At 70.0% G+C, this 17,410-nt stretch carries 22 protein-coding genes; 7 read left to right on the top strand and 15 right to left on the bottom strand.

What is annotated here, in order from left to right:
• Positions 1 to 48 precede the first annotated feature (48 nt).
• From QWU11_RS45750 to QWU11_RS45785, 9 genes are all read right to left on the bottom strand, one after another.
• A complete protein-coding gene (locus QWU11_RS45750) occupies positions 49 to 471 on the bottom strand; it encodes a DUF4395 domain-containing protein (protein WP_290120887.1) in 423 nt (140 codons plus the stop codon).
• A gap of 55 nt (positions 472 to 526) precedes the next feature.
• A complete protein-coding gene (locus QWU11_RS47595) occupies positions 527 to 700 on the bottom strand; it encodes a putative leader peptide (RefSeq protein ID WP_354670960.1) in 174 nt (57 codons plus the stop codon).
• Entirely contained in the window at positions 701 to 940 is a 240-nt protein-coding gene (locus tag QWU11_RS45755) for a PIN domain-containing protein (protein WP_290120888.1), read from the bottom strand. It abuts the gene before it with no gap.
• A gap of 20 nt (positions 941 to 960) precedes the next feature.
• Positions 961 to 1,197 carry a hypothetical protein gene (locus QWU11_RS45760; RefSeq protein ID WP_290120889.1) on the bottom strand — a complete coding sequence of 79 codons (237 nt, stop codon included), beginning with the start codon at positions 1,195 to 1,197 and terminating at the stop codon, positions 961 to 963.
• A 42-nt stretch (positions 1,198 to 1,239) separates the two neighbouring features.
• Positions 1,240 to 1,665, bottom strand: coding sequence for a thioredoxin family protein (locus QWU11_RS45765; RefSeq protein WP_290120890.1), 426 nt, complete (start codon positions 1,663 to 1,665; stop codon positions 1,240 to 1,242).
• Between the two features lie 38 nt (positions 1,666 to 1,703).
• Positions 1,704 to 2,411, bottom strand: a complete 708-nt coding sequence (locus QWU11_RS45770) for a zf-HC2 domain-containing protein (RefSeq protein ID WP_290120891.1) — start codon at positions 2,409 to 2,411, stop codon at positions 1,704 to 1,706.
• Positions 2,408 to 2,917, bottom strand: a complete 510-nt coding sequence (locus tag QWU11_RS45775) for a sigma-70 family RNA polymerase sigma factor (protein ID WP_290120892.1) — start codon at positions 2,915 to 2,917, stop codon at positions 2,408 to 2,410. Before QWU11_RS45775 ends, QWU11_RS45770 begins: the two co-directional genes overlap by 4 nt.
• Positions 2,918 to 2,992: 75 nt before the next feature.
• On the bottom strand, positions 2,993 to 3,688 hold the full coding sequence (locus tag QWU11_RS45780; RefSeq protein WP_290120893.1) for a DUF2993 domain-containing protein: 696 nt from the start codon (positions 3,686 to 3,688) through the stop codon (positions 2,993 to 2,995).
• Positions 3,689 to 3,808: 120 nt separating this feature from the next.
• Positions 3,809 to 4,063 carry a MoaD/ThiS family protein gene (locus QWU11_RS45785; protein WP_290120894.1) on the bottom strand — a complete coding sequence of 85 codons (255 nt, stop codon included), beginning with the start codon at positions 4,061 to 4,063 and terminating at the stop codon, positions 3,809 to 3,811.
• A gap of 149 nt (positions 4,064 to 4,212) precedes the next feature.
• Here QWU11_RS45785 and QWU11_RS45790 point away from each other — a divergent pair, with 149 nt between their 5' ends.
• Positions 4,213 to 4,914 (top strand): response regulator transcription factor, encoded by a 702-nt coding sequence (locus QWU11_RS45790; protein WP_290120895.1) that lies wholly within the window; start codon positions 4,213 to 4,215, stop codon positions 4,912 to 4,914.
• Between the two features lie 9 nt (positions 4,915 to 4,923).
• On the opposite strand, the gene QWU11_RS45795 is transcribed toward QWU11_RS45790, so the two are convergent.
• The gene (locus QWU11_RS45795; protein WP_290120896.1) at positions 4,924 to 5,454 is read right to left on the bottom strand and encodes a hypothetical protein; all 531 of its coding nucleotides are present in this window, start codon (positions 5,452 to 5,454) and stop codon (positions 4,924 to 4,926) included.
• 181 nt (positions 5,455 to 5,635) lie between these two features.
• On the bottom strand, positions 5,636 to 6,115 hold the full coding sequence (locus QWU11_RS45800) for a hypothetical protein (protein WP_290120897.1): 480 nt from the start codon (positions 6,113 to 6,115) through the stop codon (positions 5,636 to 5,638).
• Positions 6,116 to 6,249: 134 nt separating this feature from the next.
• On the opposite strand from QWU11_RS45800, the gene mshD reads away from it, so the two are divergent.
• The 5 genes from mshD to pstB all read left to right on the top strand — a co-directional run bounded on the left by mshD (position 6,250) and on the right by pstB (position 11,174).
• On the top strand, positions 6,250 to 7,104 hold the full coding sequence (gene mshD / locus QWU11_RS45805; protein WP_290120906.1) for a mycothiol synthase: 855 nt from the start codon (positions 6,250 to 6,252) through the stop codon (positions 7,102 to 7,104).
• A gap of 239 nt (positions 7,105 to 7,343) precedes the next feature.
• Positions 7,344 to 8,429: a phosphate ABC transporter substrate-binding protein PstS gene (gene pstS, locus QWU11_RS45810; RefSeq protein WP_290120907.1), complete on the top strand. Its 1,086-nt coding sequence runs from the start codon at positions 7,344 to 7,346 to the stop codon at positions 8,427 to 8,429.
• 168 nt (positions 8,430 to 8,597) lie between these two features.
• Complete coding sequence (gene pstC, locus QWU11_RS45815) at positions 8,598 to 9,500, top strand: phosphate ABC transporter permease subunit PstC (protein ID WP_290120908.1); 903 nt, start codon at positions 8,598 to 8,600, stop codon at positions 9,498 to 9,500.
• The gene (gene pstA, locus QWU11_RS45820; protein WP_290120898.1) at positions 9,497 to 10,384 is read left to right on the top strand and encodes a phosphate ABC transporter permease PstA; all 888 of its coding nucleotides are present in this window, start codon (positions 9,497 to 9,499) and stop codon (positions 10,382 to 10,384) included. The genes pstC and pstA overlap by 4 nt, the downstream gene beginning before the upstream one ends.
• A gap of 13 nt (positions 10,385 to 10,397) precedes the next feature.
• Positions 10,398 to 11,174, top strand: a complete 777-nt coding sequence (pstB, locus tag QWU11_RS45825) for a phosphate ABC transporter ATP-binding protein PstB (RefSeq protein WP_290120899.1) — start codon at positions 10,398 to 10,400, stop codon at positions 11,172 to 11,174.
• Between the two features lie 51 nt (positions 11,175 to 11,225).
• On the opposite strand, the gene QWU11_RS45830 is transcribed toward pstB, so the two are convergent.
• Positions 11,226 to 12,224, bottom strand: coding sequence for an inorganic phosphate transporter (locus QWU11_RS45830; protein WP_290120900.1), 999 nt, complete (start codon positions 12,222 to 12,224; stop codon positions 11,226 to 11,228).
• Positions 12,225 to 12,258: 34 nt separating this feature from the next.
• Positions 12,259 to 12,876: a DUF47 family protein gene (locus tag QWU11_RS45835; protein WP_290120901.1), complete on the bottom strand. Its 618-nt coding sequence runs from the start codon at positions 12,874 to 12,876 to the stop codon at positions 12,259 to 12,261.
• Between the two features lie 221 nt (positions 12,877 to 13,097).
• Between QWU11_RS45835 and QWU11_RS45840 the strand changes: the two genes are divergently transcribed.
• Positions 13,098 to 13,379 (top strand): metal-sensitive transcriptional regulator, encoded by a 282-nt coding sequence (locus QWU11_RS45840; RefSeq protein ID WP_290120902.1) that lies wholly within the window; start codon positions 13,098 to 13,100, stop codon positions 13,377 to 13,379.
• Positions 13,380 to 13,431: 52 nt separating this feature from the next.
• Here QWU11_RS45840 and QWU11_RS45845 read toward each other — a convergent pair whose 3' ends face one another.
• Together QWU11_RS45845 and QWU11_RS45850 are read right to left on the bottom strand one after the other, a co-directional pair.
• Positions 13,432 to 13,602 (bottom strand): hypothetical protein, encoded by a 171-nt coding sequence (locus tag QWU11_RS45845; protein WP_290120903.1) that lies wholly within the window; start codon positions 13,600 to 13,602, stop codon positions 13,432 to 13,434.
• Between the two features lie 104 nt (positions 13,603 to 13,706).
• The gene (locus QWU11_RS45850; protein ID WP_290120904.1) at positions 13,707 to 15,791 is read right to left on the bottom strand and encodes an AAA family ATPase; all 2,085 of its coding nucleotides are present in this window, start codon (positions 15,789 to 15,791) and stop codon (positions 13,707 to 13,709) included.
• Between the last annotated feature and the right edge of the window lie 1,619 nt (positions 15,792 to 17,410).

Below are 17,410 nucleotides of genomic sequence, written 5' to 3' on the forward strand. Positions count from 1 at the left end.
AGTGGCAGTTCGGTCTTCGGGCACTCGCGGCATTGGGTCACGCCCTGGTCAGGACGTGGCCCGCCTAGGGGTGAGCCGGCGGATGAGCAGATAGGCCTCACAGCCCAGGCACAGCCCGAAGGCGGCGTTGAGGACGGCCGCGATCAGCGCGAACGCTGTGGCGGTCATACCCAGAGCCGGAATCCCCAGGGTGTAACCGAGCACTCCCACCAGGGCGAACGCCGTACCCACCCCCTGCGCGAAGCGGGGCGGCGCCTCAGGCTCGAGCTCCTTGGGAGGACCGAGCCGCGGACGGACGAGAACCTGGTAGATCAGGCCGTACGGCGCGCTCCGGAGACCGAACACGGCTCCCAAGGCGAACACGACGGTCTGTGCCACCAGCAGCGGCCAGCTGCTGGTCACCAAGACGACGATCAGAACAAGTGACGTGAGGATCGCACTGAAGCGTTGCCCTCGTGGGTCGACCTGCATCGGAGGATGCTCCTGGTGACGGCGAGTGAGATGGGCTGAAAAGGGGCCAACTGACTCAGGCCGTGCGACAGAGTGCGGTCGCGACGCGGCAGAAGTCGACCGCTCGCCGCTTGGTAAGCAACTCTGTCCAGGAACGCACGGACACGATAGTAAGCGGCCTCTCGCTCGGCGTAAAACGCCATCTCGCCCCTTGGGACGACGACACGCCAGCGGACCTGCGGCATCGCACCTAGGGAACGATCGAGAACACCTCGGCGTGCCGCGGCCGCACCACACTGAAATCCCGCCGATCGAGCGTCGCGATCTCCTTGATGCCCAGCCGCTCGGCTATGGCGACCACTGAAGCGTCGACGGCCCCGAGAGGAAGATCCGCATACGTCCTGACCAGCTCGACCATCCGGGCGAGATCCGAGGAGACCGTGGGTACAAGATCGAGTTCGCCTGCGGCCAGCGCCTCAAGGAACCGCACTTCCGCGTCGACCCCGACAATCAGTGACCGAACCCCTGGCGGAGGATGTCTTCGGAACGCTCTGCGAGATCGGGCTCCGCGTGGATGATCCCGATGAACGACAGCTCGCGCGGAACGGATCGTGTCTCGGAGGTCGGCTCCTCCTGCTCGTCCTCGTCGATCAGGCGGAGGGCGTGGTCGCGGAGTTCGTGGGCCTGAACAGGGGTCAAGCGGTCGACCAGGCGGTGCAGGTCCTCGTAGTCGTGCGCAGCGGTCACTCTCCGAACGTACCCCGAAACACGAGCCGGTCGGCGGTGATCTCAGGAGGTGGTTTCGCCGAGGGCGGCGACGATGTCGGCCTTGCGCGGCAGGCCCGAGCCCCGGCGGATGACTCCGCCGTCCGCGTCCAGGACGAAGACCGTCGGTGTGCGCAGGACGTTCAGTCTCCGGACCAGTTCCAGGTGGGACTCCGCGTCGATCTCCACGTGGGCCACGCCGTCGACCATGCCCGCGACCTCCGTCAGCACGCGCCGCGTGGCGCGGCACGGGGCGCAGAAGGCCGAGGAGAACTGCAGCAGCGTCGCCCGTTCTCCCAGCGAGGCGCCGAGGTCGGTCTCCCCCAGACGCTCCACGTCCGCCCCCTCACGCTCCGGGCGGGCGCGCATGACCCCGTTGCGGCTCCGCCACACCAGGCCGAGAGCCAAAGAGAGCACGAGCGCCGCCGCCGCGACGTAGACACCGGTCACAGAAAAGAGACAAGGCGTACGCCGCCTCGTTCATTCCGTCAGACCGGAACTCGCAGCAGGCGTTCTCCGTCGAGCGTCCGGACCTCGATCGACGCGACCTGGTCGGCGGCGATCATCGAGGATCCGAAGTACTCCGCGGAGCCCTCCCGCGCCGCGTACGGCACCTCCCAGGAGCCCGCGATGTCGCTCCGGCCGTCCTTGTCGACCACGAACACCCGGCAGTGCGCCCCGCGCGGGGTGCCGCTGACGTGCATGTCCAGCGCGGTCCCCCAGCGTTTCGACTGCAGGTTGATCTGGGCCTGTACGCCGGTGACGGGGTCCTTCCCGACCAGGTTCCGGCCCGCCTGCGGAGGCGCGGACGTGGCGGACGAGCGGGCCACCGGACGGCCGCCGTCGTCGTCGCCCGTCACCAGTCCCATGCCCGCGCCGGTCGCGACCACCAGGGCGGCCGCGGCGGCGATGAGCACGACGACGTTTCGCCGGCGTCGCGTACGGATCTCGCGGTTGGCCTGGGCGAGCATGGGTTCGAGGAGCTCTTCCGGCGGCGGGCCGAGCTGGGCGAGCTGTTCCTCGCCCACGCGGCTCAGCAGGGCCGGCAGCCCGGCGAGGGAGGCCAGTTCGTCGCGGCAGCGTCCGCACGTGCTCAGGTGCTCGTCGAGCAGGGCACGTTCGGCGGGTTCGATGGCGCCGAGGACGTACACGCCGAGCGAGATGCGCAGCCGGGAGCATTCGGTGCTCGATGTCATGGCGCCAGCCCCCGTTCTTCGAGTGCGAGTTTGAGCGCTCGCAGCGCATAGTAGGAACGTGACTTCACCGTGCCGGGAGGCACGCCGAGGACCGACGCGGCCTCGGCCACCGACCGGCCCCGGTAGTAGGTCTCGATCAGGACCGACCGGTGCTCCGGGCTCAGGTCGGCGAGCGCCTCGGCGAACGTCCACGACTCGAGCGCCCGGCCGATCTCGTCGGTGGCAGGTACGGCGGCGAGACCGGCCTCACCCGCCTCGGGTGGCCGGGACTGCCGGGCCCGATGGGCGTCGACCACCAGATTCCGTGCCACCGTGAACAGCCAGGGCCGTATCGGGCGTCCCTCAAGAGCGTCCGGATGACGCCAGGCACGCAGCAGCGTCTCCTGGACCACGTCCTCCGCCTGATGCCGATCACCTTCGGTCAGGCGCAGGACGTATCCCAGGAGCGGTCCCCCGTGCTCGGCGTACAGGGCGCGGAGAAGGCGCTCGTTCGCAGTCGGTCCCACACCTCAAACACGTACCAGTTGAGCGGTCGGTTCACCGTGAAACACATGTTTCGGGAACGATCCGCCTGGCGGAACTCAGTGTTCGTTGAGACTCTCGAGATTCACGTGCTCACCGACGGTCGTGACGCGTAGTCCGTCCGGGCCGACCTGGACGTCGGTGATGCGGGTGTTCAGCGGGAGGCCCTTCACCGGCAGCGTGAACGAGAACGCCTGCTGGATGAGGGCGACGGGCAGCGTGGCGCCACCGGCGTTGACCGTCTGCGGCAGCACGCGGACGTTGCGGCCCGAGGGCTTCACGGTCACCGTCGCGGTCACCGTACGGCTGAGGCCGAGGACGGTCACCGGGCCGCGTACCTGCAGCTCCTTGCCCTTGGCGGAGACCTTCAGCCCCCGCGGCGCCTCTTTGTCGACGTCGGCGTAGGACACGGTCGCGACGGAGGTCGCGGTGCCGGCCACCATCTTGGACGCGTCGCCGTGGACGGCGTCGGACAGCGGCGCCTTGACGTCCTTCAACGTCACCACTGTGTCCGTCAGGTGCACGCCGAGCTGGGTCACGTCACCGACGTTGACGTCGATCTCGCCGTACTTGCCGTTCAGCGCCTGGGTCAGGAACGGGAAGCCCTTGATCTTGACGGTGGGCTTGTGGTCGAGGGCGTACTGCGTCTTGACGTTCTTGGCTATCTGGTCCTGCGCTACCCACAACCCGATCCGATCGGCGGCGATGACCAGCCCGATCAGCAAGATCAGGAAGATCACCAGTCCCTTGCGCATGTCTCTCCCGTCGCCGATTCGTGATCACACTACCGGCGCGGGGAGCCTCGCCGAGTCACCTCCGGTACTGACGTTCGCGCGCGCCGCGTCCCTCCGCCGTATTACCCGGCCGCGCCGTGGCTAGCCGCCCGCGAACGGGGGCAGGACCTCGACCGTGGCACCGTCCGTGAGCTGGACGGACGCGTGGTCACGACGGCCCACGGGCGCCCCGTCGACGAGGAAGGAGCTCCGGGAGAGAACGCGCTCGAACTCCCCGCCCCGGCCGGAGGCGGCGGACGTCAGCGCCTCGCCGAGCGTGTCGGCGTCGTACGGTTCTTCGGCCACTCCGGCCGCCGCCCGCGCGGCCGCCCAGTATCTGATCAGGCCCTTCGCCATGGTGATCTTCTGATCCTTGTCTCGTGGTCTACACCACTCGGTAGTGAGCTGCGGCCCACTATTCGATATCCTCTCCTAGTAGGGATCCGGGCAGCGTCGCCCTCGGGTCCTCAACGTCTTTTTGGGGGCCGCCAAGCGAGGAGGCCGTATTGAGCACTCTGCTGCTGCTGACCAACGTGCTCGAGCCGTCCGATGAAGTCCTGCCGGCGCTCGGGTTGCTACTGCATTCGGTCCGGGTGGCCCCGGCCGAGGGAGTGGCACTGATCGACGCGCCACCGGCCGATGTGGTGATCGTCGATGCGCGGCGCGACCTCGCCCAGGCCAAGAGCCTGTGCCGGTTGCTGCGCACGACCGGGCTGGACGCGCCGTTGCTGGCGATCGTCACCGAGGGCGGCCTGGCCGCCCTGACCCCCGAGTGGGGTCTCGACGACGTCGTGCTGGAGACGGCCGGCCCGGCCGAGGTGGAGGCACGGCTACGGCTGGCGGTCGGGCGCGCGTCCGTCGCCGAGCCCGAAGACGTGCCGGGGGAGATTCGCAGCGGCGAGCTGACGATCGACGAGGCGACTTACAGCGCGCGCCTTCGCGGGCGCGTGCTCGACCTCACCTTCAAGGAGTTCGAGCTGCTGAAATACCTCGCGCAGCACCCGGGCCGGGTCTTCACCCGGGCCCAGTTGCTGCAGGAGGTCTGGGGATATGACTACTTCGGCGGCACCCGTACGGTCGACGTCCACGTGCGACGGCTGAGAGCCAAGCTCGGTCCGGAGTACGAGTCACTCATTGGAACGGTCCGTAACGTCGGTTACCGCTTCGTGCCCGACCACCGCGCCGAGGAGGCCCCGGCACACCACTGAGCCGCGCTTTCACAGGCCCCGCATGCACAGCACGTACGCGGGGCTGTTGAACCACACCGCGTAGGTGTAGCCCGTCGAGGCGCACCGTCTGGTGTTCGTCGTGTCGTCGATCCGATCGATGATCCGGTAGTGCCCCGGTGTGCAGGTCGACATGTACAGGTGCGGGTGGGCGTAGGTCCCGGTGTTGCGCACGCAGTCGCCGGGCTGGGGGTCGAACGCCGGCGAGTACGTCGTGGGCGGCGCCGACGGCGGGTCCGGCGGGGAGTACGGCGTGTAGGTCGGCAGCGACGGCGGGCTGTACGTCGGCGTGGGGAAGGCCGGCGGGCTGTACGACGGTGCCGACGTCGCCGAACTCGCCTCGACGCCGGCGTCGAGGACGAACCACAGGCCGGCCACGCCCCCGATGAGCACCACGAAGACAGCGAGCAGGATGACGATCACCGCGCCGCCGTTGTTCGGCCTGCGCGGCGGCAGGGGCGGGCCGGGCGGGCCCCATCCGGGAGGACCGGGCGGGCCGGACGGAGGCCCGAATCCTCCCATCCCCGGACCGGGCGGCGGTGGCGGTCCGCCGTACGGCGGCTGCGGGGGTTGCACAGTGACCCACTCCCCATAGGGCGTCGATGTCCGGAAGCTCCGCGCGACCTCAAGATCGCGAAGAAGCCGAACTAGGACGCCTGAGCGGGCGCTCCGGTTCCCCCGGCTCACGTACGCCGGGCGGACCTCACTGGTGCCGGTAGGGGCCGTACGGGAAACCCTGCTGCGGCGACGACTCCGGGTCCTGCTCCGCCGGGTGGTCGTACCGCTCGCGGGCGAGCGACCCGTACGCCGGGCGAGCGGGCGGGGGCGCCGGTTGCCGGTACGGACGTGGCGCGGGGGCGAGCTCCCGCGAGGGCGACGGCGGCTGGTACCGCGGCGGCGGAGGCTGCGAGGCGGCCGGCAGCGCGAGCCGGGACGGCGGTGGCAGCGCCGGACGCGGCGCGGGCCCCGGCGGCAGCGCGGGACGCGGTGGTTCGGCCAGCCGCCACGGATCGGCCCACGGGTCCGGGCGCGGATCGTCGTAGACCTCCGGCGGCTCCGGCTCGGCGGAGGACACGGGTACGGTCCACCGGCCGCCGATCGAGGCCAGCACCACGACGAGCAGCAGCACCCCGACCGGGACCGCGAGCAGCCCGATCATCACCGGTAGTCCGGGATCGCCCATGACGACCGCCCTTCCCGCACGGACAAGGGCCAGATGTTATGACACGTACCCGGACCGGCGGGAGGACCCGAAACAACATCGTGACCGGCGACCTGAACTCCGTCGCCCCGCGCGGCCTCGATAGGCTCGCCGCCATGAGCCCGGTCGTACGCGAGGAACTGACGGACGACGAGGTCACGGCGGCCCTGGAGATCACCGAGGAGGCCGCCGCGGCCGACGGCGTACGGCCGATGGGCGAGAGCGCGCTGCTGCGGCTGCGCGACGGCCGTGGCGCCGTGCTGACCTACGACGGCGACACGCTCGCGGGCGTCGCCGTGCTCGACGGCGACACCGGCGAGCTCGCGGTACGCCCGTCGCTGCGCCGCCGCGGCCACGGCCGCGGCCTCCTCACCGCGCTGGCCGGCCAGGTCCCGTCGCTGAACGTCTGGGCTCACGGCGAGCTGCCCGCCGCGGTGGCGCTCGCGGGCGCGCTCGGTTTCGAGCGGTTCCGCGCGCTGTTGCAGATGCGGCGCCCGTTCGACGGGCCGCTCCCGGAGGTCGCCGTGCCGCCGGGCGTACGGCTGCGCACGTTCGAGGTCGGCCGGGACGAGGACGCCTGGCTGCGCACCAACGCGCGCGCCTTCGCCCACCACCCCGAGCAGGGCCGCTGGACGCGCGAGGACCTGGAGCGCCGTGAGCGCGAGCCGTGGTTCTCCCCCGAGGGCTTCTTCCTCGCCGAGCGCGACGGCGGGCTGGCCGGCTTCCACTGGACGAAGGTGCACGAGGACGGGCCGGTCGGCGAGGTGTACGTCGTCGGCGTCGACCCGGACGCGCAGGGGCTCGGTCTCGGCCGGGTGCTGACGCTGGCCGGGCTGCGTCATCTCCAGGGCCTCGGGCTGCCCGCCGTGATGCTCTACGTCGACGAGTCGAACACCGCCGCGACCGCGCTCTACGGCAAGCTCGGGTTCGAGCTCGCCGCGACCGACGCCATGTACGGCAACTCCCGGTAAACCTCGCAGCAACCACGCTCCCACCAGCACGGACATGGGTCCGGTGCAGGGCCGTTAACCCTGCGGTCGCCTCAAGTAACACCTTCTTTTTCCATACATCAGGCCTGAGTTCATCCCTCGTTCACCTAGATCAGAGTGAGTGGTCATCTCTCCTCCTTAGCGTCGGGCATCGACGGTGGTCCCAACCTGGACAAACGCCAGGGGGGCCGCCCAACTACCTTCGAGGAGAACTTTCGGTGATGATCGGCACACGGCTGGCCGCCCTCGGCGGCGTGGCCCTTGCGGGTGCGCTCTCGCTGACCGCGTGCGGGACGGATGACAACGGGGGCGGCGGCACCGCCGCGAGCGGCGACTGCGTGAAGTCCACGGTGAACGCGGCCGGCTCGTCCGCCCAGGCCAACGCCATGAGCGAATGGATCAAGGGCTACCAGCAGAGCTGCGCCGGGTCCAACGTCAACTACAGCCCGAGCGGTTCGGGTGCGGGCGTCCAGGCCTTCACCGGCGGCCAGGTGGCCTTCGCCGGCTCCGACTCGGCCCTCAAGCCCGAGGAGCACGGCCCGGCCGACGCGCGCTGCAAGACGGGCAAGGCGCTCGACCTGCCGATGGTCGGCGGCCCCATCGCGATCATTTACAACCTCAAGGGCGTCGACAACATCCAGCTCGCGCCCAAGACGATCGCGGGCATCTTCTCCGGCGCCATCAAGACCTGGAACGACCCGGCGATCGCCAAGGACAACTCCGGCGTCAAGCTGCCGTCCACCCCGATCAAGCCGCTGCACCGCTCGGACGACTCGGGCACGACGGACAACCTCACCAAGTTCCTGCTCGCCACGGCGCCGGACGCCTGGAAGTTCGAGGGCGGCAAGACGTGGCCGGCCAAGGCCGGCGGCCAGGGCCTCAAGGGCTCTGACGGCGTCTCCACGGGCATCAAGCAGGGTGACGGCACCATCGGGTACGCCGAGCTGTCCTACGCCACCAACGGCAAGCTGCAGACCGCCAAGGTCCAGAACGGCGGCGGCGACTTCAGCGAGGTCAGCTCCGACACCGCGTCGCAGGCCATCGCCGGCGCCCAGGTCTCCGGCCAGGGCAACGACCTGGCCCTGACGCTGGACTACAAGGGCAAGGCCGGTTACCCGATCGTCCTGGTCACCTACGAGATCGTCTGCGAGAAGGGCCTCCCCGACGAGCAGGCGAAGTTCGTGAAGTCCTTCCTCAACTACACCTCCAGCCAGCAGGGCCAGTCGATTCTGAGCGGCCTCGGGTACGCCCCGCTGCCGACCGGCATCCTGACCAAGGTTCAGGCGGCCGTTAAGGGCCTGTCCTGACCGAGAAGCATGCTGAGCCGGCGCGGATCACCGCGTCGGCTCGGCGGCATATCACCCGCAAGGAGATCGACGCGTGACCAATGAGGGGGACGAGTGACCAGCGAAACCCTGGAGCAGGGCGCGTCCGGCACCCGGGGCGGACGGGGACGCAAGCTCAGCACCGGCCGCCTGGGAGATCGCCTGTTCGGCATCTCGGCCCGGGGGTCCGGCATCCTGCTGCTCCTCATCATCGCGGCGATCGCGGTGTTCCTCATCGCCAAGGCCGTCCCGGCGCTGAAGGCGGACAAGGCCAACTTCCTGACCTCGCAGGCGTGGAACCCGGACGCGGCGGAGCCGAGGTTCGGCATCCTGCAACTGGCGTTCGGCACCCTGCTGTCGTCCCTGATCGCGCTGATCCTCGCCACGCCGGTGGCGATCGGCATCGCGCTGTTCATCGCCTTCTACTCGCCGCGCCGCCTGGCCTCGGGCCTCGGCTACGTGGTGGACCTGCTCGCCGCGGTGCCGAGTGTGGTGTACGGCCTGTGGGGGCTGCAGTTCTTCGTCCCCAAGATGGCGAGCGTCGCCGACTTCCTGCACGACGACTTCGGCTGGATCCCGCTGTTCGGCGGTGACAGCGTGGGCGGGCAGTCCATCCTGACCGCCAGCATCGTTCTGGCGATCATGATCCTGCCGATCATCTCCTCCATCTCGCGCGAGGTGTTCCTGCAGGTGCCGCAGCCCAACGTGGAGGCGGCCCTGGCCCTCGGCGCGACGCGGTGGGAGGTCATCCGGATGGCCGTGCTGCCCTTCGGCCGCTCGGGCATGGTCAGCGCCGCGATGCTCGGCCTCGGCCGCGCGCTCGGCGAGACGATCGCCGTCGCGATGGTGCTGTCCACCGCGGCCGGGATCTCGCTGCGGATTCTCAAGCCGGGCGGCAACACGTTCGCCGCCAACATCGCGAACACCTTCGGCATGGCCGGCAACACGGGCCGGGGCGCGCTCATCGCCTCCGGCCTGGTGCTGTTCGTGATCACCCTTGTCGTCAACATGCTCGCCCGTGCCATCGTGGCCCGGCGCAAGGAGTTCGTGTGAGCACCCCCAACTCGCAGGTGCTGCGAGGCGTCTCGGCGGGGCGCAAGATCAAGGACCGCAGCGTTCAGGTGCTGGTCTACGTCGCCTTCGCCCTCGCCGTCATCCCTCTGGTCTCCGTCCTGTGGACCGTCATCAGCAAGGGCAGTAAGCGCTTCGACGGTGAGTTCTTCACCCACTCGCTGAACGGCATCGGCGCCAACGACGCCGGCGGCGGCGCGTACCACGCGATCATCGGCACGGTCGAGCAGGTCGCGCTGGCCAGCATCATCGCGATCCCGATCGGCGTCCTCACCGCGGTCTACCTGGTGGAGTACGGCCGGGACAGCCGGCTGGCCAAGGTCGTCAGCTTCTTCGTCGACGTCATGACCGGCCTGCCCTCGATCGTGGCGGGCCTGTTCATCCTGGCGTTCTGGCTGCTGCTGCTCGGCTTCAGCTACTCCGGTTTCGCCGGCTCGCTCGCCCTGTCGATCCTGATGATGCCGACCGTCGTACGGGCCGCCGAGGAAATGCTCAAGCTGGTGCCGAACGACCTGCGCGAGGCGTCGTACGCCCTCGGCGTGCCGCGGTGGCGGACGATCTGCTTCGTCGTGCTGCCGACCGCCTTCACCGGCATCATCACCGGAATCATGCTGGCCATCGCCCGCGTCATGGGCGAGACCGCACCGCTCCTGCTCACGGTGTTCGTGACCTCGGCGATCAACAACAACGCCTTCGAGGGGCCGCAGATGGCGCTGCCGCTCTTCATCTTCGACCAGGCCGGACGGCCGAACGACACCGCGATCGACCGGGCGTGGGCGGCCGCGCTGACGTTGATCGTCATCATCATGCTGCTCAACCTGGTGGCGCGCGTGATCGCCCGCCTGCGTCAGCCCGTTTCCCGATAGGAGTAGTGCCCCCATGGCCAAGCGGATCGATATCTCCGGTCTGAACGCCTACTACGGCAAGACCCGGGCCATCGAGGACATCTCGATGACGATCGAGCCCCGCTCCGTGACCGCGTTCATCGGCCCGTCCGGGTGCGGCAAGTCCACGCTGCTGCGCTCGCTGAACCGTATGCACGAGGTGATCCCCGGTGCGCGGGTCGAGGGCAAGGTGCTGCTCGACGACCTCAACCTGTACGCCTCCGACGTCGATCCGGTCGCGGTACGCCGCGCGATCGGCATGGTCTTCCAGCGGCCGAACCCGTTCCCCACCATGTCGATCTTCGACAACGTGGCGGCCGGGCTGAAGCTGAACGGCGTGCGCGGCCGCGGCCGGCTCGGCGAGATCGTGGAGAGGTCGCTGCGCGGCGCGAACCTGTGGAACGAGGTAAAGGACCGGCTGAACCGTCCCGGCGCCGGCCTGTCCGGCGGTCAGCAGCAGCGGCTGTGCATCGCCCGCGCCATCGCGGTCGAGCCGCAGGTGCTGCTCATGGACGAGCCGTGCTCGGCTCTCGACCCGATCTCCACCCTCGCCATCGAGGACCTGATCGCGTCGCTGAAGGACCAGTACACGATCGTCATCGTCACGCACAACATGCAGCAGGCCGCCCGGGTGAGCGACACGACCGGGTTCTTCAACCTGGCCGCACAGGGTCAGCCGGGCCGTCTGGTCGAGATCGACGACACGAACAAGATCTTCACCAACCCCACCGAGAAGGCCACCGAGGACTACATCACCGGCCGCTTCGGGTGAGCATCGCCACGCCCGGACGGTACGAGGGCGCCGTCCGGGCGTACGCGCGTGTCAGTGGAAGAGTTCGATGATCCAGTACGCGAAGGCGGCGACGATACCGGCGGCCGGGATGGTGAGCACCCAGGCGGTGACGATGTTGCCCGCCACCCCCCAGCGGACCGCCGAGCGCCGTTTGGTCGAGCCCACGCCCATGATGGCCGCGGTGATCGTGTGAGTGGTGGACACCGGCGCCTGCCAGATGAACGCCGTGGCGTACAGGATGCTGGCGGCGGTGGCCTCGGCGGCGAAACCCTTGGGCGGATCGAGCTCGATGACCTTCCGCCCGAGTGTCCGCATGATGCGCCAGCCGCCGGCGTACGTGCCGAAGGACAGCACGGCGGCACAGGTCAGGATGACCCAGACCGGGACGTGGGAGTCCGACGCGTCCTGGTACCCCGTCGTGACCAGCGCGAGCACGATGATGCCCATGGTCTTCTGGGCGTCCTGCAGCCCGTGCCCGAGCGCCATCGCCGCGGCCGACAGGGACTGGGCGATGCGGAACCGCCGTCCGACCTTCCCCGGATGCGAGCGCCGGAAGATCCACATGATGCACGTCATCACGAGGTAGCCGAGCAGCAGCCCGATCACCGGGGACAGCACCATCCAGAGCACGACCTTCTCGAGCACCTCGGCCCACAGCACGCTGCCGGAGGCCGCGAGCGCGGCTCCGATCAGCCCGCCGACGAGGCCGTGCGTGGACGAGGACGGCAGGCCGTAGTACCAGGTGATGAGGTTCCACACGATCGCGCCGATGAGCGCCGCGGCCACGATCGTGAGGCCGTGCAGGTCCTTCGGAGGATCGATGATGCCGCTGCCGACGGTCTTGGCCACACCCGTGCCCAGGAACGCTCCGACGAGGTTCATGACCGCGGCCATGGCCAGCGCCGCCCGCGGGGTCAGCGCGCGCGTCGAGACCGAGGTGGCGATGGCGTTCGCCGCGTCGTGGAAGCCGTTGGTGTAGTTGAAGAACAGCGCGATGCCGACGACGACGATGAGGGCCGTTAGCTCCACGCGTGCTCGTCCTTCCTCCGGTTACGGGTGGCCTTCACGATTCCTTGACCGCGATGGTCTCGACGGTGTTGGCCACCTTCTCGAAGGCGTCGGCCGCCGCCTCGAGCTGGTCGACGATCTCCTTGAACTTGAGCACCGTCAGCGCGTCGTACTCACCGCCGAACAGCTCGGCCAGCAGGCGACGGTAGACCTGGTCGCCCTGGTTCTCAAGACGGTTGATCTCGATCCAGTACTCGCTGAGGTTCTTCATCCCGCGCAGCCGTGGCATCGCCTCCGCGGTGAGCTCGGCGGCGCGTTCGAGGACCTCGACCTGGCCGACGACGTCTCCGGGCAGTTCATCGATCTTGTAGAGGACAACGAGGTCAGCGGCGGCCTCCATGAAGTCCATGACGTCATCGAGGGAGGAGGCGAGCCGATAGATGTCCTCCCGGTCGAAGGGCGTGATGAAGCTTTCGTTGAGCCTGCGCATGATCGCGTGGGTGAACTCGTCACCCGCGTGTTCACAAGCACGCATCTTCTCCGCGATCGCCTCACGGTTGACGCCGTCGCTGATCAGTTCTACGAGCAACCTGGCACCAGTGACCAAGTTGTTCGCGGAGTCCGCGAACATGTCGTAGTAGCTGTCCTCACGCGGCGTGAGTCGGAATCGCACGTCCTTCTCCTGAAGTGCGGGAACAGTCCGGAGAGGATGCTACGGCTAACCAGCAGGAAAGCGAACCTTCGCCCCCAAGTTACCGAGCACATCCCCCTCACAACGGGCGCGTTCCGACTCATCCCGGCCGGTCACCCACCGTGCTCGGCTCGCTTTACCCGGAACGATCTGACACAAACGATCTATTGCGACTTACCCCATAGGGGTATACTCTGCGCCTCATGCACGGGTACGCGAAGGACAAGGACGCCTACCTGACCCGGCTCCGGCGCATCGAGGGTCAGGTGCGCGGTCTTCAGCGCATGGTCGCCGAGGATGAGTACTGCATCGACGTTCTCACGCAGGTCTCGGCGGTGACGCGCGCGCTTCAGTCGGTCGCGCTCGGACTGCTCGAGGACCATCTCGGCCACTGTGTCACACAGGCCATCGACGAGGGCGGACCCGACGCCGAGGCGAAGGTCAAAGAGGCCTCGGCCGCCATAGCCCGGCTCGTACGATCGTGACAATCGTCACATCGCTGGCGCCGTGGCCGCTTCGTCCCGGCCACGGCGGCGCTCACGACTGGATTGCGTGCCCGATCCCCAACACCATGTCGATCTCGTCGACCGTCAGCGGCCGTTCGGCCGACGCGACGGCGCTGAGCATCTCGGAGTAGAGCTCGATCTCATCAAGCGCAACCCGGTCGTGGACGCGTAGATCCACATTTGCTTGACGCACCGCGTCCACCTCCGCTTCGTCCCCACCTCTCAACGAGGCTACGCGCCAGTCGCGATCTGGCACATGACCCAAGAGGACCATTCGGCAGCCACCCCCGCGGGGCGGCGCATGGTCTAGTCGGGTGACCGCCGTAGCCGGTTCGGGTGGAGCTCCTGGAGCAGCCGTCCGCCCTCGGACTGGGGCAGGTCACCCACGCTCAGCCGCGCCACCGCAGCCGCGCTGACCTGCGCACCCACCAGCCGCGCCGCCTGACGCGAGACGGTCTGGTCGAACAGGCGGCGTACGGTGTCGGCGAACGCGAACCCGGGATAGCGCCGCATGCCGTCGAACTTGTCGAGGAGCTCGACCCGCAGTTCCTCGTCCAGCATGTAGAGGTCGCGCTCGGCGAGCCGGGAGAACAGCTGCACGAGCTGCCGGTCGGTCGGGTCGCGGAACTCCACGATCGCGCCGAACTCCGCGCGGAAGCCGGGGTTGGTGAGCAGGAAGCTCTCCATCTCGTCGGGCGGGCTCGCGCAGACGACCATGAACTTGTCGCGCCGCTCGGCCATCAGCCGGATGAGCTCCTCGACCGCCGCCGGCATGCGCTCCAGCAGGTGGGCCTCCTCGATCAGGAGGATGCCGCCGATGGCCCGCTCGACGAACGCGGCGACCTTCGCGGCCGTGTCCCCGGCGAAGTCGCGGGCGCCGCACACGACGAGCTGCCCGGTGTCGAGGAGGTTCAGCGCGGCGTAGATGCCGCCGATCAGCCCGGCGACGGTCGCCTTTCCGGTGCCGGGCCGGCCGAGGAAGATCAGATGGCGGCTGGGGTTGCCGGAGGGCAGCCCGCGCATCGCCCGGTCGGCGGCCATGCGCGCCTCGGCGACCAGCCCGCCGACCGTACGCTTCACGTCGTCCAGCCCGATCATCTCGTCGAGCCCGCGCAGGAAGCCGTCCACGTCGCGCGGCGGCCGCAGCACGGGTTCGATCTCCTCCGCGACGCCCGCGAAATCCACCGGAACCAGTACGAGCCGGTCACGTGGTGCGCCCGCCCGCTCGGTGTGCCGGCCGACCGCCCGGTCGAGGTACGCCTCGACGAGCCGCGCCCCCACCAGGCCGCCGTGCCCGCCGAGCCGGGCCAGATCCCCTCGTACGATCTCGAGCCCCGACGCGTTGATCGTCACCCGCCGCTCGTCGGCCAGCACGTGCATGAGGGCCAGCCGCGCCTGGACGCCGGACAGGTCCGGCAGCCGGAAGACCTTGAACATCCGGGTGAGCTGGGGGTAGCGGTTCGCCAGGAGCCGGTACGAGTCCGGCTCACACGTGGCGATCAGCGCCTTCCTTTCACGGGTGCTCGTGACGGCGGCCACGACGCGGGCCGGATCGGCCGCGTCGAGCACGGCGCGGTCCAGGCGTTCGAAGAGCAGGGGTGCGCCGGAGTTCGTCGCGCCCCGGAGGATCGCGGTGACCGTGGCGGCGCGGTCGCCGCGGTCGCCGCGCAGCTGCCCGCCGTCGGCCGTACGGACCGAGCCGTCCCCGAGCCCGGCCCCGGCGAGCGTACGGGCGATGAGGCGGGTGAGCCGCCGCTGCCCGGTGTGCGCCTCACCGACGATGAGCAGCGCGGGAACCCTTGCGGGGGCATCGCGGTGGAGTTCGTCGAAGAGCTCGGTCGCGTCGTCGGCACCGGACAGGAAGCGGATGCCGAAGCGCTCGGCGACCCTCGGCATCGGCGCCTGCTTCGGCGGAGGCGCGATCTGGTCCAGCGGCCGCTCGGGCATGGGCGCCATGCCGATGAGGTCGCTCCCGGACAGGACATGGGTGCCTTCCGCGGGCTGTTCCTCGATCGCCTTGGTACGGGGCGGCTCGGGGACGACGGGCGAGGGCGCGACGATGGGAATGGGGCCGACGTCGGCGCGCGTACCGCCGATCCAGTCGAGGTAGGTGGCGTTGTTCACCTCGGCGGCGGAGTCGAGCGGGTCCATCATGGTGGCGTCGTGGACCTGGGGGTCGATCTCACCATCGGTCATGGTGAGCTCACCGGGCTCGTCCTCGACGGTGTCGTCCTCGTCGTCGCTGACGCTGGCCGGCTCGTGGACGCCCGCGTCGCCGGCCCGTTTTCCGGGGCCTGCTTCGACGTTGAGCATCGTGGGCTCGTGCACGTCCGCGGCGGCCGCGTCCACCATCGTCCGGTCGCCCTCGGAGGCCGCCCCGGCGTCGAGCATGGTGCGATCGTGGGGAGCGGCGTCATGCTCTCCACGGCCACGCACGTTGTGCCCGGCCACCGGCAGATCCACGGGATGAGCGATGGGAACCTGCGAGTCAGCGGGCAGGAACGTCCCGTCCGCCTCCGGCTCGTCCGTTGACGTCGCAGCGCCGACACCGGCCTGTCCATCGGACTCGGGCCCGTCCACACCCTCAACACCGAACCGCGCTTCAGCTACCCCCGGAGCGGCCTGCTCATCCGAGCCGGTACCTTCCGGCTCCGAGGCCGCCGACGGTTCACCCGTCCCGCCTGTGTCCTCGGCTTCGGCCACCGTCGCCGACGGCGGCGAGATCACGTCATCCGCCATTGACGGCTCGCCGATCACCGTTGAACCCGGCAGACCGCCCGCGTCTCCAGATACCGCCTCATCCGCCGCCGACGGTTCACCCGTCACCACCGGACCCGCATCGCCGGACCACGCCACCGTCGCCGGCGGCGAGACAACCGCTTCGCCGAACCCCGGCCGCGCCGCGTCGGCCGCTGAGGCCGACCCCGCTTCCACTTCGTCACGACCGGTCTCCGCCGCCGTGGCCGGCGTAGAGGTGGTTTCCTCGCCTACTCCCGGCCGCACCTGGCCGACCGACGCATCGCCTCCGCGCTCATTCTCGGCAGGCGCCGGGGCATCCCCGGACCACGCCACCGTCGCCGGCGACGGACCGCCTGCCTCAGGCCCCGTCACGCCCGGCCCGCCCGAGACCGGGCCGCTCTCGCGCTCGCCCGTCGCGGGCGGTGACGCCGGGTCGGCTTCGCCCAAGCCCTCGCTGCCGGACCACGCCACCCTCGCAGGCGGCGGGCCACCCGCCTCACGCCCCGTCACGCCCGGCCGACCCGGAACCGCGCCGCTATCGCTCGTCGCAGATGGCGAAGCCGAACCGCCCGCTCCATGCTCCGTCGCCCCCGGACGACCCGGAACCGCGCCACCCTCATGCTCGCCGGTAGCAGGCGGCGGAGCCGAACCGCCTGCCTCCTCGCCAGACCATGCGACCGTCGCAGGCGGCTGGCCGCCCGCTTCACGTCCCGTCATTCCCGGCCGACCCGGAGCCCCGCCGACAGTGGGTGGCGGAGTCGGGCCGCCGGCCTCACGCCCCGTTGCGCCCGGCCGACCCGGGACCGCGCCGCTCTCGCGCTCGCCCGTCGCGGGCGGTGACGCCGGGTCGGCTTCGTCCAAGCCCTCGCTGCCGGTCCATGCCACCGTGGCCGGCGGGGGTGTCGCTCCGCCTCTCCCTGCCGTTCCCGGTTGCCTCTCGGCGCCGCCCTCGGTCCCCTGCCAGGCCTGCGTCGCAGGTGGCGGGCGGTTCGTGTTCTGCTCTCCCCGGCCGGACGGCGGCCCACCCGCTGCGCGCTCGGCGGTCCCGGACCGCCCCTGAGCCGCGGGCGACGCGCCCGCAGGTCGTTCGGCCGTGCCGCCCGACCACGCCTCCGTCGCGGGTGGCGTTCCCCCAGGCCGCTCGGCTGTACCCGACCACGCCTCCGTCGACGGCGGGGACGGTTGGCTCGGGCCGAGGCCCTCCGCGCCCGACCGAGCCCGCATCGCGGGCGGCTCAGCTGTACCCGACCACGCCTCCGTCGACGGCGGGG

This window comes from Actinomadura sp. DC4 (genome assembly GCF_030406325.1).
Classification (GTDB): Bacteria; Actinomycetota; Actinomycetes; order Streptosporangiales; family Streptosporangiaceae; genus Actinoallomurus.

Coding starts and splice junctions, on each gene's coding strand:
- QWU11_RS45750 (WP_290120887.1), bottom strand. CDS start 471: ATGCAGGTCGACCCACGAGGGCAACGCTTCAGTGCGATCCTCACGTCA.
- QWU11_RS45770 (WP_290120891.1), bottom strand. CDS start 2,411: ATGACATCGAGCACCGAATGCTCCCGGCTGCGCATCTCGCTCGGCGTG.
- QWU11_RS45780 (WP_290120893.1), bottom strand. CDS start 3,688: ATGCGCAAGGGACTGGTGATCTTCCTGATCTTGCTGATCGGGCTGGTC.
- QWU11_RS45785 (WP_290120894.1), bottom strand. CDS start 4,063: ATGGCGAAGGGCCTGATCAGATACTGGGCGGCCGCGCGGGCGGCGGCC.
- QWU11_RS45795 (WP_290120896.1), bottom strand. CDS start 5,454: ATGGGAGGATTCGGGCCTCCGTCCGGCCCGCCCGGTCCTCCCGGATGG.
- QWU11_RS45800 (WP_290120897.1), bottom strand. CDS start 6,115: ATGGGCGATCCCGGACTACCGGTGATGATCGGGCTGCTCGCGGTCCCG.
- mshD (WP_290120906.1), top strand. CDS start 6,250: ATGAGCCCGGTCGTACGCGAGGAACTGACGGACGACGAGGTCACGGCG.
- pstS (WP_290120907.1), top strand. CDS start 7,344: ATGATCGGCACACGGCTGGCCGCCCTCGGCGGCGTGGCCCTTGCGGGT.
- pstB (WP_290120899.1), top strand. CDS start 10,398: ATGGCCAAGCGGATCGATATCTCCGGTCTGAACGCCTACTACGGCAAG.
- QWU11_RS45840 (WP_290120902.1), top strand. CDS start 13,098: ATGCACGGGTACGCGAAGGACAAGGACGCCTACCTGACCCGGCTCCGG.
- QWU11_RS45850 (WP_290120904.1), bottom strand. CDS start 15,791: ATGCTCGACGCCGGGGCGGCCTCCGAGGGCGACCGGACGATGGTGGAC.